Origin of the sequence: Paenibacillus marchantiae (assembly GCF_028771845.1) — a bacterium.
Classification (GTDB): domain Bacteria; phylum Bacillota; class Bacilli; order Paenibacillales; family Paenibacillaceae; genus Paenibacillus; species Paenibacillus marchantiae.
In genome coordinates this window covers 2,844,740-2,857,031 of sequence record NZ_CP118270.1, presented here as the reverse complement: position 1 = coordinate 2,857,031, position 12,292 = coordinate 2,844,740, and the positions used below count along the sequence as shown (strand labels likewise).

The window sequence follows — 12,292 nt, the reverse complement described above, 5'->3', positions numbered from 1 at the left end:
ATACACTGCATTTTACTCGTTTACGACATAACAAGAAAAGGTCAGCCTAAAGAGGTTGACCTTTCTTGTTTATAAATTAGCACAGAACTTATTACATAACCTTAATTCATTTAATCAGTTAATCAATAATTTTTTTAAGCTCAAAAATAGTTGCCTCTGATAACAAGATAAGCCTATCGTTATTAACAGCTAAAAAGCTTAAACTTACAGGTATGCTCATTTTTGTAGAAGAGTCACTTATATCTATTGCCTTTATTTCATCATTTATATTTAGGTCTGGGATATCTATTTTATAATATCTATAAAAAGAGTCAGAGTTATAGCATGTCGCCGTAATCTGATATAATGGATTTTTTAGTTCATATTGATATTTCATATACTTTTTAAGTCCTTTTGATGAAAAAAAGTCTTTTTCGATTATAATTTTATCTCCAATAAATTTTTGCCCTGTTGGATATTCAGAAGCATCATTATATGAATTTGCAAATCCTAAAAGCTTCTCAACTTTCCAAGTTCCATAGAAATATTTTTCAGTTTCACTATCCAAGTAAATACGGTCTACCGTACAATAATCGGATGTGTTTTTTTGAATAATAGCCTCCTGAGTTTCAGGTTTAGGCTCACTAAAAGTATTGGGATTTGATGTCTTTTCAACATTTCCACAAGCCGATGCTAGCATCAACATTATCATCATACAAGCCAATATTGTTTTTTTCATATCTCACACTCCTACTATGAAGTTATGATTTCGCATGTTTACTCGCTTGCTAACTGAATTAATCCCCGTATGGATTAAAATCTTCTGTTCCTTCTTTTTATATCACCATGTGCTAAAAGCTACTTCCATACAGCGAATAATTCTTCACTGCTGTATAACAAATGGGGCGATACTTTTTCTTTACTTTCCGATGACTTTATCAGTTTCCCCTCAGTGTTTTGTTCTGGTTGAGTTGTTACTTGTTTACTGGGAGGTTCGCTCTAGCAGAAATTATATCAGAGCAATTGAAGCAAGGAATGACATAAAATTTACATTATTTATGAACAAATTTAACTTTATGTTATCTAAATCACAACAACAATTTCCAATCTAACCCATACGCTTGCACTTGGTGACAGTGACGCTGGTATTACCCCAACTTAAAAGATTATGAATATCTAACTTGCTTTAAGCTTGGGAGGTCTGACTTTGTGGATCCATAAACAAAATCCCACTCCATGGCCGAGTGGGATTTTGAATAGAACTTCTCTTTTGTGGAACTATCGTTTCGCTAAATCAAGGGAGAGTAGTATTGCTAACATATTTCATTCCAACTCTGAAACTGATTCGCCACTAATTATCGTACCGTTATTCTTACCTTCACAAATTTCTTTCATCGAGCCTGGTTTATCGAAGTTAAACACATGCATTGGCAGATTGTAGTCTCTTGCTAAAATGAAAGCTGATTGGTCCATTACCTTTAAGTTGTGTTTTAAAACGTCGTTGTAATGAAGCGAACGAAATTTCCTTGCATCTTTATCAAATTTAGGGTCTGCATTAAGAACACCATCAACACCTTGCTTTGCAACTAATATAGCGTCACAATTAACCTCGATGGCTCTTTGTACTGAAGGATAGTCTGTTGTAACGTAAGGTTGACCGTTCCCCCCTGCAAAAATTACAATATAGCCTTTTTCTAGATGGTGGATTGCTCTTAGACGGATGTATGGTTCTGCAACTGAAGTAATAGGTATTGCCGTCATTACTCGTACTTCCTTTTTGGTCTTGGCTTTAAGAACTCCACGAAGCATTAAACTATTTACTACAGTCGCAAGCGTCCCAATGTTATCAGCTTCTGCCCTTTCTATCCCCCAGCTTTCCGCCATATTACCTCTGAAAATGTTACCCCCACCTATAACTAACGATACTTCAACGCCTAAATTTACTACTGACATAATTTCATCCGCAATATGGTCTAACCTTTCTGGCTCAAAACCAAATTCAGAGTTTCCTGCTACTGCTCCACCACTTAGCTTAACGAGAACCCTTTTGTACCTTGACAATTATTACACCCCCATAAAATAAAAACACTAAAGCAATAAATGCTTTAGTGTCCTAATGGAATGGAAATATGAAATTACGCAAGTCGACTGAATGTAAGTCTTCCGTTTCCACCTCATACCCCCACCCCTTCCATGTTTTTCCGTTAAGTAATTTTACATTACGTGAGGCTAAATTGCAATTACCGTCAATATTAAATCTGCAAGCAATTTCAATAAGTTATAATATGATTTACGATGAGCCATATCAAAGAGCTACCTTGCCGCTTTACAAACAACAAAAAAATCATAACCCCTCAAGCCAACAACGCCTGTTCAATCTGATCCACAATGCCATTGATGCCTGTTGGTCCATAACAGCCGATCCATGTCGCGGCATCGACCGAGTGTATGTGCTGGCGCTCACTCGCATCGAGCATCCCCCAGACACGTTGCTCTGTCGCGGATATTATTCCCTCTTGCATCATTTCATTGCTAAGCAAAAAATAGTGGCTGGCATGTACAGCTGGTAGTCTTTCAACTGAAATATGATAAGCTGTGTCGGAAGTATCTGCCACAAATGATGGAGCAGGTAAACCTAGGTCACGGTACAGCACTGCACCGGTACGATGCGAGGCAGAATGTACGCGAACCAGAGAATCTAGTGGACGAATCAGTGCTACGCTCTTACCTGCGAGGACTGTTGCAAGTTCTTCTGACAGCAATGCGGTTCGTCGATGATAATCCGCAAGTATTCGCTTTGCCTCTGCTCGCTTACCTGTCAGTTCACCGAACAGGCTCAGAATGGTCTGCCAGCTCTCATTGCGTTTAAACATGAGAACTGGAGCGATTCGGCTTAACCGTTCAACGTGCTGATCATGCACCTCGGTGCAAATAATCAGATCTGGAGAAAGTCGTTCCACAGCAAGCAGATCGGGGTACTCATACGTTCCGAGCAATTCGGTATGCTGAAGTCCTGCCCGGAGCGATTGAGGGAACGTTAACACTGCACTTCCCACTCCTACACTTCCTGCTGGATGCAACCCAAGCGCAAGCAGGTGATCGGCATATTGCACATCGAGTACGGCGATACGCTGTGGAGCACTGGTGACAGGATATTCACCTCGCATATGGCATATCACCGGGCCTTGGCCCGACTCGTACGAAGAAGCCAATCGATTCCGCTGCAAGGAATGAGCATAGTTTGCATCTGTTTCCGAAGCGGCAGCAAGCCGATAACGCAGCGGAGGAACGCCATAATATTTCTTAAACGCCCTACTGAAATAATACATGTCACGGTAGCCCATTTTGTTAGCAATTTCCCCAATGGGAGCATCCGTATGATGCAGCATCCGCGAAGCATTTTCCATGCGTAGCTGGATGACGTACTCCATCGGTCCGAGCTGCTTCTCTTGTTTGAATCGTCGCTGCAACTGTCTTACACTGCACCCAGCGAGGGCTGCCAGCTCTTTAAGCTCCAGATTCTGACGATAATGCGATGATATATATGAAACGACAACATCCACCATGTCGGACTCTGCTCCGCCTTGACCACATTCATACTCCATGATCAGTTCGTAGATCATCACCTGGAGCAACGCATTGGCATGAAAACGTTCCAGCCCTTCGCCACGACGCCATTTGGCAACGATTTTTTCCGCATTCTCGATCCATTCCGCTTGGGTCACCGGATTCTGAATTAACGAAGTTTGCAGTGGGTGTTTGCGATACGAGGGTATAACATGAGAGGCTCCTTCCATGGAAGAAGCCTTATAATTGATCACTATATAATAAAGTTCGTCTGATCTGGCGGTCAGCGTGAAGGATGTGCCCTCCACCACATGACAGGCAAAAGAAGCTCCAATGTGGCAAACCTCACCATTCATTGCAAGCTCCCCTTCCCCTCCGCATGCCAGCAGCAACACATTTGAAGTTAATTCTGTTTCGCTAAGAACACTGCCTGTCTGCAAAGTACCGCTATACCCGTCAAGCATCTTGATCGTTGTATCACTCCAACCACTTGTCTGTTCCTGCAGCGGCATTTCTCTCATCTCCTGACAAATAGCAAAGGTAAAATGGTTGCTGTTGTCATTTTAATTGAGATTTATTCTCATTGTCAATTTTCGGACATTTTCTGCAATATTCCCCTGACATCTGATAATAAAAACAACAGGTGATCCGCTCGCTTTTCGCTACGGGAACATTGTCCTTACAATCGGTGAAGCGGGTCAACGGATTCTTTCTCACACCAAACACTTGCCCCGACGCCACTTGCGTCAGATATGAAAAGTCCGCCTGAATGTGCTCACTTTCCCGCTCTGCCTCTTCAGCTTCAAGCGTATACAGTGGCCCAATCCGTACCATGATATTCTCCCAAAGGATATTCATGGAAAGAGGCGCAATCACAGCAAGCATCTTTAACAGCGGTGTAAGCTGTACCGCAAACGTCTCCTCGACCACCTTTTCCCGCGAGGATTCCCTGTCTTCCGATAGTGGTTGTGCCCGAAGTCCATTCACCGCTAGAAAAGGAAATCGTGTGCCGCCCTTATGATCTGAGAGCGCCGGATGATAGAGAAAGCTGTTCTCCAGCTGAAACGAGACATGCTGATGATGAAAAGTCATCGCTATCACCAGAGGCGCGGTCCACAGATAGCCAATTCGCTTGGCTATCATCGAAGCGGCAACCTTCATGTCAGGTGCATCGATATACTCCTGAAACCAGCTGATATACTCCCGACATGCTGCTTCGTCATGCAACTCACTCAAAGCAATGGTACGGACACTATGTTCAGGCGGCTCACCAAGCAAAATCGAATGATCCTTCACTGTCTCTTTCCATAAGTCTGTCGAGAGATAATGGGTCATATTAATTCGATCCGAGCAGAGCTTCCGATGCCTGATCTACAATAAGATTAATCGCAAGAGGTCCGTAATATGCGATCCAAAGTGTTGAGTTTACGTCATACGTGCGGTTATTTTTCACAGCATCAAGGGACTTCCATACAGGATTACTTACCATAGCCTCAGCTTCTGCCGCAAACAGTTCATCTGACAGTACAAAATAACGATCTGCGCCAATCTCAGGCACCTTCTCCATTGAGATTTCAACAGAAGTATCATCCTTGATTCCCTCAACCAGTGCAGGCATATTCAAGCCCAGATCCTGATACAGAATAACACCTGTACGATGCTCAATCCCATGAACACGAATGCCTTCTTTACGCGGACGAATCAGCGCTACCGTCTCATCACCCAGCTTCTCCGCCAGCTTTGTCTTCATTCCAGCAACTTTTTCCTCATACGCCGTGCGCACTTTCTCTGCCTCGTCCTGCTTGTCTGTAATCTTAGCAACTGTGGCTAAAGTATCCCGCCAGTCTTCGTAGAAATCGAGTACAAGGGTCGGTGCAATTTTACTTACACTCTCATACTGCTTCTCCTGGAAATCAGTCATGATAATCAGATCCGGGGCCAACGCTACAATCGCTTCCAGATTAGGCTCGTCCCGTGTACCCAGAACCTGTACTCCACTCGGTTGATCGCCTAAGTATTCTGGAAAATCGGAGTTTCCTCCAGCGATAACACTGCCTGCCGGCTTCTCGCCAACGGCTAACATTTGATCCAGGAATTTGACATCAAGCACAGCAATTTTCTTTGGTTTTTCATTTAGGGTCAGCTCGCCCTTCATGTGTTTGATCGTTACGGGAAAAGCTCCGTCCGTCTGAGTTCCTTCATTCGCAGGTGTCTCCGCTGGCGTTGCCGCAGACGGCTTGCCGCTATCTGTACTTGTTCCGGCACCGCAAGCCGTCAGGACAAGAATAAGGGCTAACATCAAGCCCATGAATAATCGTGATTTGCGAGCAGCATATACCTTGCTTCCAGCAGCCTGCCCCTTTGTTCCTTGATTCATGATGAATCCCCCTTATGTATAATACTGATAATGATTTTCATTATCGAAACATAAAGAGAGTATAAACGATCTCCGCATCGCGTTACCATGTACTTTTGCGACATTTGAGCCGGACTAATGCGACATCATCAGCCGCTTATCCGCCCTTTTATTTCTCAGCGATATACGCTTGCAGTCGGTAGATGTCTGAAAGGAGCTCTTCTTCCTTCGGCGTATTTCCATACTCCCCTAGCCAGCGCGGTGTGCGGATATGCCACTCATCTGTCAGGTATTGCTTTACATCGCGATAGTCTACAATATGTCCCAGGAAATATTCCAGTGAGCCGAGGGATTGTTTACTGCTATCCTTAATGATGGATTGTGTTTTTTTCGATGATCGCCTGCAACATATGTTGGATATGGTCTTCTGGATTCATAGCTTTAGTTTCCATCCGTAACCTCCCCTTATCTCTATACAAAAAAATGAATTAGTATATTATTCAAATGAGCCTCTTAATGCTAAACCTAGAATTCTGTTTTTATGAAACACAAGGAATCGATGCCAATGAGTATTGAGACATCGATTCCTATCATCTAATTATGGAGGTGAATCATGAGTATGCGACCAAGCATGAAGTATGGCATTATTGTTAGCGCAGTTTTTATTATTGTTGTTCCTATTATCATTGGACTTTATATGTTAAACAACGTTGTTGATCCTGACGAGATTATGGTTACGAGAACTGAAGTTTCTCCTGAGCTCATTACTATAAAAGGTGGATTTGCAGACAGTATTAGCAGATATCAGGGCTACTACCTCTCACATCATAACAATTCATTATTCATTCAGATTAAAGGCAGTAAACTTCCTATCGGTGGTAGTAAAGACTTCACAATTTCATTTTCTAATACTTATGGGAATGTTGATGAAATCTACTTATTAGGTCCTGGCAACTCTAAGAAAAAGATTTGGCCGAATCCCTAACCTTCATTAGAACAAATATGATCTGACGCAATCAGCTTCATTCTCTTCTACCCAATTTCCTAAATGCCAAGTATTCCTGATCGGACTTTATATAACTTAATATCTTTTCTGCACATGCAGCTGAGCTAAGCTCTTCCGTATTCACTTCCAGATCATATTCATCATAGGAGTATATGTAGTCGAATTGGGAATGGGCCAGTCCAATCTCACGATCTCCCCTGGTCTGCTCTCTTCTGGTAAGTTCTTCTTTGGAGCACTGCACGCCTACAAACAATATTGGATAATCCGATAATAAATCATAAAAATCATTAAACCACTTGTCATTGCTGATGACCGTATCCACGATGACATTCAGACCCATCTCCGAAAACAGTTTAATGGTTGCACAGTACAACGAATTGATGGGGTCGAACAGGATATCTGTCATCACATGGTGTTCCACTTCTCTTGTTGGTTTCATATCTGGATATGTAGTGTCGATGAATTGATCATAATTATGAAGAAATTGATCTACAGATAGATGATGAAACGGAATGTCTCCCTGATTCTTCATTTCCATCGCGATGCTTGTTTTCCCCGAACTTGATGTTCCGTTCAAAAATATAATGAGTCCTTTTTCCATATCTATCACCCTTATCTATAAAATAAAAAAACGCTTCGGCTCGGCCGAATTACCACTCTCTCCATTCTTCCGTAATATCTTCATCCTCCTGGATCTCCAACCCTGCAAGCCTAGCCGCTTTGTCGATAAAATCAGCCAATTCTTAACATTCCATCATCTCAATAAAATAATCTTGGGCCTCATTCATTTTGTTAAACCTAATCTCTCTTCTGTGAAAATCTCATATCCGTATTTAACCATTCTCTCGTTCCATAGTTTCGTTGGTTTTTCATGAAACAAATTTTGTAATGTCATTGGAATCAATCCCTTCCACTGTTACCTTGAGTTATTGAATTTTGAATTCAATAATTACATTTTATAATATTTGTATAATTAATTTACAATAATTTTCAGTTATGTGTATAGTAGAAATGCAGCAAAATCCTTGCAAGGAACTCAAATTCACGGAGTGGGTGAGATCATGCCTCTTTTCAAAAATAAATTAATACTAACCTTTGTATTGTTATTCTTAGCTTTCTCCATAGGTACATTAGCATATATGAACGGTCAATCAAAACCGGAGAAGCCCATTCATAATGTCGTCAACCTTTCAGCAAACTCCCTAACATTTCATGAAATAGATAAGCTGGATGCATTCGCTGAATTGATCGTCATTGGCTATGCAACAGAAAATTTCAAAGATCGCGAGCATATCATAACTGCATTTGATGATGGGACCATGCAATCCTTTCACACTAACACGAACATCAAGATCGAAAAAATATTGAAGAAACCCGAAGATTTCCCTTCAGATCAGAACGAATTAACGATCATCGAACCCGTCAGTCTGGAAGGAGACGTCAAATATACAACCAATGACTATATGGAACTACAGAAGGGTGATAGAAGTGTGCTTTTCTTAATGAAAAACTCCTTTGGTGATTATGGATTAATCAATGATAACTTGGGAAAATTCAGCTTGGAAGGGATAACTCAATATAGTGTACCTCAATCCTCCACTGCACAAGCGTTATCAGAATACGAAACATTTCGTAACTCTGTCATGGAGAAGTATAATATACAGCAAGTAGAATAGCAGACCACCAGCTATAACATGATTAATTTGAGTCGAAACAACTCCAAACAGTTACTCTTCACCATCCATTTTTGGATAATAAAAAATACAATCGTATAATAGAAATACTTTCTTTTTTTATTGGTTGGCAAGTAAAGTTAGTTCATAATATGTTGAATGTACAAAGAAACCGTCTCTTTTGGTATATGGTTGCTTACACACCCATTTACCAAGGAACGGTTTCTTTTGATTTTACAATTTATAATAGGGCTATCTATTCCGCCCTGTATGATTGTTCAACCTTTTATACCGCTAAATGTAATGCCGCTAATAAACGTCTTTTGAAGAAAAAAGAACAAAACAATAATAGGCAATGTCATCAAGGTGGATACGGCCATTAATAGACCCCATTCGGATCCCTTTTGACTCTGAAATTGCTGCAATCCGAGCGAAACCGTGTAAGATGGTTCATTGGTTAAATAGAGCAAGGGGCCCATGAAATCAGTCCAGCTCCCCATAAATTGAAACAATGCCACGGCTAAAACGGCGGATTTGGCTAGTGGAAACATGATCTGTAAATATATGCGGAACTCACTAGCGCCGTCTAAGCGGGCCGCTTCGCGGAGGGCATCAGGCAGTCCCATGAAAAATTGCCGCAACAGAAAAATGTAAATGGGCACTCCAAAAAACTGGGGTACAATCAGTGGAAGAGATGTTCCTACCCAACCTAATTTAGTAAACAGCAGGAATAGAGGAATCATCGTCACCTGTCCGGGGATCATCATCACAGCAAGGGTAACAAAGAAAAGTATACCTCTCCCACGGTACTCTAACTTGGCAAAGCTATATGCAACCAAGGGACAGGATATGATCACACCCAGCGTACTAACGATTGTTATAATCGCCGTGTTTTTCAGATATGTCCAGAAAGGGATATACTCAACGGCACGGGAATAATTACTCCACAGAATTGGATGCGGAATCCACTCTGGTGGGAATGTAAAGATTTGTGTGAGTGGTTTAAGAGATGTGGAAAGCAGCCAAATGAACGGAATAATGAAAAATGCAGAAGCAACAATTAGACATACATAGGCTAACGCACGATTGATTCTTTTGATAGCGGTAGGATTCATCCCTTACTTCCTCCTCCTTATTTCCCTTGATAATGAACCCAGCGTTTAGATGTAATAAAAATAATTCCGGTTAATGCCATAACGATAATAAATAAGATCCAGGCCATTGCGGAGGCATAACCCATTTTGAAATACCTGAAACCGTTCTCATATAAATACATGACGTAAAAAGTCATGGAATTTGCAGGAGTTCCTTGCCCTTTGGTCAACGTATAGGGAAGAGTAAACTGTTGGAATGCACCGATCATTCCCATGACAAGGTTGTAGAAAATAACGGGAGTGAGCAAAGGCAGGGTTACCTTTCTCGTTTTCTGAAACCAGTTAGCTCCATCGATTTGTGCTGCTTCATAGTACTCATCAGGGATATCTCCTAATCCAGCAAGGTAGATGACGACGGCTTGCCCAATACCCCAAAGCGACATCAAGATGAGCGAAGGCTTGGACCACGACTCACCACCAAGCCAAGAAGGCCCATCGATACCGATATTCGCTAACATCCCGTTCACCAATCCGAAGTTTGGATGTAACAACCACATCCACAGAACAGCCAAAGCCACTTGTGGAACAAGTGTAGGCAAGAAAAAGATCGTTCTGAATATAGCCATCCCCTTGACCTTCATATTCAACATCATAGCGAGTGCCACACCGAAAAATATACTTAATGGAACAAAAAATACGGTGAAATAAAGCGTGTTGTATATGGATTTCCAAAACAGAGGATCATGGAAAAGATCTTTATAATTACTCATTCCGACAAATTCACCAGGCTGCAGAATGCTGTAAGTAGTGAAGCTGAAGTAGATGGACATTAGCATCGGAATTGCATAAAAGCATAGCAGCCCTATAGCCCAAGGTGAAGCAAACAGCCACCCAATCACGTTAGTTCTGTGGAGTGCTCGTTTCCTTGCCGATGGAATTGCGTTTACTTGAACTGAATCGGCCAGTTTCGCCATTTGCATTCTCCTTCCAATTGTCATTCATTAATAGGCAAGGAGAGAGATTTCTCTCCCTGCCTACCAAGCACCCTATTTGTCGTATTTTTCTAAAGCCTTATTAATAGTCTCTGTTACTCTATCCAGGTTCTCTTTCGGAGTACCGTTACCGCGGGTAGCCTTTTCCGTAGCGGAAGCTAACTCATTCCACAACAGCTGTCCTTCAGGAATAACCGGGCGGTTGTGTGAATTGGGCAAAATATTAATAAATTCCTTCATAATCGGATCGTCCTTGTAACCGTATTTGTCGTTAACCGAATCGATAACGGAAATTTGAGAGTCAGCGTTTAATAACGTTTGCCCCTCTTCTTTCCCCTAAGAATTCGAGGAATTTCCAAGCAGCAGCGACGTTCTTAGCGCCTTTAGGGATAATAGCGGACCCGCCTCCCGACCATGTCGTAAAATTAGTACCTGTTGGGGTCGGTATTGGTGCAACACCGTAATTTAAATCCGGCTTAAATTTTTCGATACCCTTCACCGTAAAGTTTCCACTTATCTTCATGCTGACTTGACCGGAAATGAACGGATCCATTTCCTCCGTGCCAGCTGCGCTTGTGAATCCGGCAATATCCTCGACATTGTATTTTTTGCCGAAGTCGGTCATCCATTGTAGCGCTTCAACGACTTTAGGATCATTTGCGGTAATTTTGCCGGTGGCAGCGTCCTGGAATTCTCCTCCAAATGCCCATCCCCAAGTATACAACCAGCCTTGCGAATACCATGGGATGAACCCGATCCGTTTGAAACGTTTACCTTCCTTGATGGTTAACTTTTCGGAAGCCGCTTCAAGCTCGGCGATTGTTTGTGGTGGTTTGTTGGGATCCAGCCCTACTTCTTTGAAATGATCCTTATTGTAAAATAGCAGGCGAGAGTCCGTATCCATCGGCATTGCATAAAGCTTTCCTTGATAACTGGACTCCTCCCAAGCAAATGGATAATACATTTCCTTAAGAATTCCAGATTCTGCTGCCATCGAGGATAAGTCAGTCAGAGAATCTTGCGCAGCCCAAGTACCGACCTTAAACCGGTCGAAAAGTGCAACGTCAGGAGGATTGCCGCCTGCGACTGCAGTTAGCAGCTTCTGATCGGATCCCTCGCTGGATTCTGTATAAACCAATTTCATTTTGATGGTAGGATTTTTCTCTTCAAATGCCTTCACGACTTTATTCAAATTATCTAAATCAATGGAGGTAAGACCATGCCACATCGTAACCGTTGTTTCCCCCTCTCCGGCCTGATCGCTTGAGTCTCCCTTCGTTGAGCAAGCGGTTACAAGTAGTGACATAGCCAGAAAGTAAACAAGAATTGGAAATGCGAATTTTTTGGATCTCCTCATTCAAAGTCCCCCTTAAGTTAAATTAATTAGTTTAACTTGAATTCCTATAGAATCCACTCCATTTCTGATCAATCCACATTTTATGTAAGCGCTAACAAGACTGGTGATATGAACTATTCAAATCAGAAAATGACGAACAAAGTGAATTGGTTATAAGAACCCTGCTGGCTATACTAATTATACTAAGTATATTAATATGACATCACGAAGCATGTCAATTGCAATATTACGACATACTTCACAGAAGACAGACGGCGTCTAGATGAAG

At 41.9% G+C, this 12,292-nt stretch carries 12 protein-coding genes; 2 read left to right on the top strand and 10 right to left on the bottom strand.

All coding sequences use genetic code 11. From position 1 onward, the window contains the following. Window positions 1-118 precede the first annotated feature (118 nt). From PTQ21_RS13045 to PTQ21_RS13025, 5 genes are all read right to left on the bottom strand, one after another. Window positions 119-718, bottom strand: a complete 600-nt coding sequence (locus tag PTQ21_RS13045; RefSeq protein ID WP_274570122.1) for a hypothetical protein — start codon at window positions 716-718, stop codon at window positions 119-121. Between the two features lie 584 nt (window positions 719-1,302). Beyond that, window positions 1,303-2,040: a UMP kinase gene (pyrH, locus tag PTQ21_RS13040; protein WP_063564016.1), complete on the bottom strand. Its 738-nt coding sequence runs from the start codon at window positions 2,038-2,040 to the stop codon at window positions 1,303-1,305. A gap of 293 nt (window positions 2,041-2,333) precedes the next feature. Beyond that, the gene (locus PTQ21_RS13035; RefSeq protein ID WP_274570121.1) at window positions 2,334-4,058 is read right to left on the bottom strand and encodes a helix-turn-helix domain-containing protein; all 1,725 of its coding nucleotides are present in this window, start codon (window positions 4,056-4,058) and stop codon (window positions 2,334-2,336) included. A 46-nt stretch (window positions 4,059-4,104) separates the two neighbouring features. Continuing rightward, complete coding sequence (locus PTQ21_RS13030; protein ID WP_274570120.1) at window positions 4,105-4,881, bottom strand: (2Fe-2S)-binding protein; 777 nt, start codon at window positions 4,879-4,881, stop codon at window positions 4,105-4,107. Window position 4,882: 1 nt separating this feature from the next. Continuing rightward, window positions 4,883-5,923, bottom strand: a complete 1,041-nt coding sequence (locus PTQ21_RS13025; protein ID WP_274570119.1) for an ABC transporter substrate-binding protein — start codon at window positions 5,921-5,923, stop codon at window positions 4,883-4,885. Between the two features lie 592 nt (window positions 5,924-6,515). On the opposite strand from PTQ21_RS13025, the gene PTQ21_RS13020 reads away from it, so the two are divergent. After that, window positions 6,516-6,887 carry a hypothetical protein gene (locus PTQ21_RS13020; RefSeq protein WP_274570118.1) on the top strand — a complete coding sequence of 124 codons (372 nt, stop codon included), beginning with the start codon at window positions 6,516-6,518 and terminating at the stop codon, window positions 6,885-6,887. Window positions 6,888-6,924: 37 nt separating this feature from the next. On the opposite strand, the gene PTQ21_RS13015 is transcribed toward PTQ21_RS13020, so the two are convergent. Continuing rightward, a complete protein-coding gene (locus PTQ21_RS13015) occupies window positions 6,925-7,509 on the bottom strand; it encodes a chloramphenicol phosphotransferase CPT family protein (RefSeq protein ID WP_099855152.1) in 585 nt (194 codons plus the stop codon). Window positions 7,510-7,957: 448 nt separating this feature from the next. Between PTQ21_RS13015 and PTQ21_RS13010 the strand changes: the two genes are divergently transcribed. Beyond that, window positions 7,958-8,584 carry a hypothetical protein gene (locus tag PTQ21_RS13010; protein ID WP_274570116.1) on the top strand — a complete coding sequence of 209 codons (627 nt, stop codon included), beginning with the start codon at window positions 7,958-7,960 and terminating at the stop codon, window positions 8,582-8,584. 275 nt (window positions 8,585-8,859) lie between these two features. Here PTQ21_RS13010 and PTQ21_RS13005 read toward each other — a convergent pair whose 3' ends face one another. From PTQ21_RS13005 to PTQ21_RS12990, 4 genes are all read right to left on the bottom strand, one after another. Then, window positions 8,860-9,696 (bottom strand): carbohydrate ABC transporter permease, encoded by an 837-nt coding sequence (locus PTQ21_RS13005; protein ID WP_072734216.1) that lies wholly within the window; start codon window positions 9,694-9,696, stop codon window positions 8,860-8,862. A gap of 17 nt (window positions 9,697-9,713) precedes the next feature. After that, the gene (locus PTQ21_RS13000) at window positions 9,714-10,649 is read right to left on the bottom strand and encodes a carbohydrate ABC transporter permease (protein WP_072734217.1); all 936 of its coding nucleotides are present in this window, start codon (window positions 10,647-10,649) and stop codon (window positions 9,714-9,716) included. Window positions 10,650-10,721: 72 nt separating this feature from the next. Further along, window positions 10,722-10,907: a hypothetical protein gene (locus tag PTQ21_RS12995; RefSeq protein WP_274570115.1), complete on the bottom strand. Its 186-nt coding sequence runs from the start codon at window positions 10,905-10,907 to the stop codon at window positions 10,722-10,724. Between the two features lie 61 nt (window positions 10,908-10,968). Then, a complete protein-coding gene (locus PTQ21_RS12990) occupies window positions 10,969-12,024 on the bottom strand; it encodes an ABC transporter substrate-binding protein (RefSeq protein WP_274570114.1) in 1,056 nt (351 codons plus the stop codon). Window positions 12,025-12,292 lie beyond the last annotated feature (268 nt).

Excerpts from the sequence above, each read along its gene's own strand:
- PTQ21_RS13020 (WP_274570118.1), top strand. The coding sequence starts at position 6,516 with ATGAGTATGCGACCAAGCATGAAGTATGGCATTATTGTTAGCGCAGTT.
- PTQ21_RS13035 (WP_274570121.1), bottom strand. The coding sequence starts at position 4,058 with ATGCCGCTGCAGGAACAGACAAGTGGTTGGAGTGATACAACGATCAAG.
- PTQ21_RS13015 (WP_099855152.1), bottom strand. The coding sequence starts at position 7,509 with ATGGAAAAAGGACTCATTATATTTTTGAACGGAACATCAAGTTCGGGG.
- PTQ21_RS12995 (WP_274570115.1), bottom strand. The coding sequence starts at position 10,907 with ATGAAGGAATTTATTAATATTTTGCCCAATTCACACAACCGCCCGGTT.
- PTQ21_RS12990 (WP_274570114.1), bottom strand. The coding sequence starts at position 12,024 with ATGAGGAGATCCAAAAAATTCGCATTTCCAATTCTTGTTTACTTTCTG.
- PTQ21_RS13045 (WP_274570122.1), bottom strand. The coding sequence starts at position 718 with ATGAAAAAAACAATATTGGCTTGTATGATGATAATGTTGATGCTAGCA.
- PTQ21_RS13030 (WP_274570120.1), bottom strand. The coding sequence starts at position 4,881 with ATGACCCATTATCTCTCGACAGACTTATGGAAAGAGACAGTGAAGGAT.
- PTQ21_RS13005 (WP_072734216.1), bottom strand. The coding sequence starts at position 9,696 with ATGAATCCTACCGCTATCAAAAGAATCAATCGTGCGTTAGCCTATGTA.
- PTQ21_RS13025 (WP_274570119.1), bottom strand. The coding sequence starts at position 5,923 with ATGAATCAAGGAACAAAGGGGCAGGCTGCTGGAAGCAAGGTATATGCT.
- PTQ21_RS13000 (WP_072734217.1), bottom strand. The coding sequence starts at position 10,649 with ATGGCGAAACTGGCCGATTCAGTTCAAGTAAACGCAATTCCATCGGCA.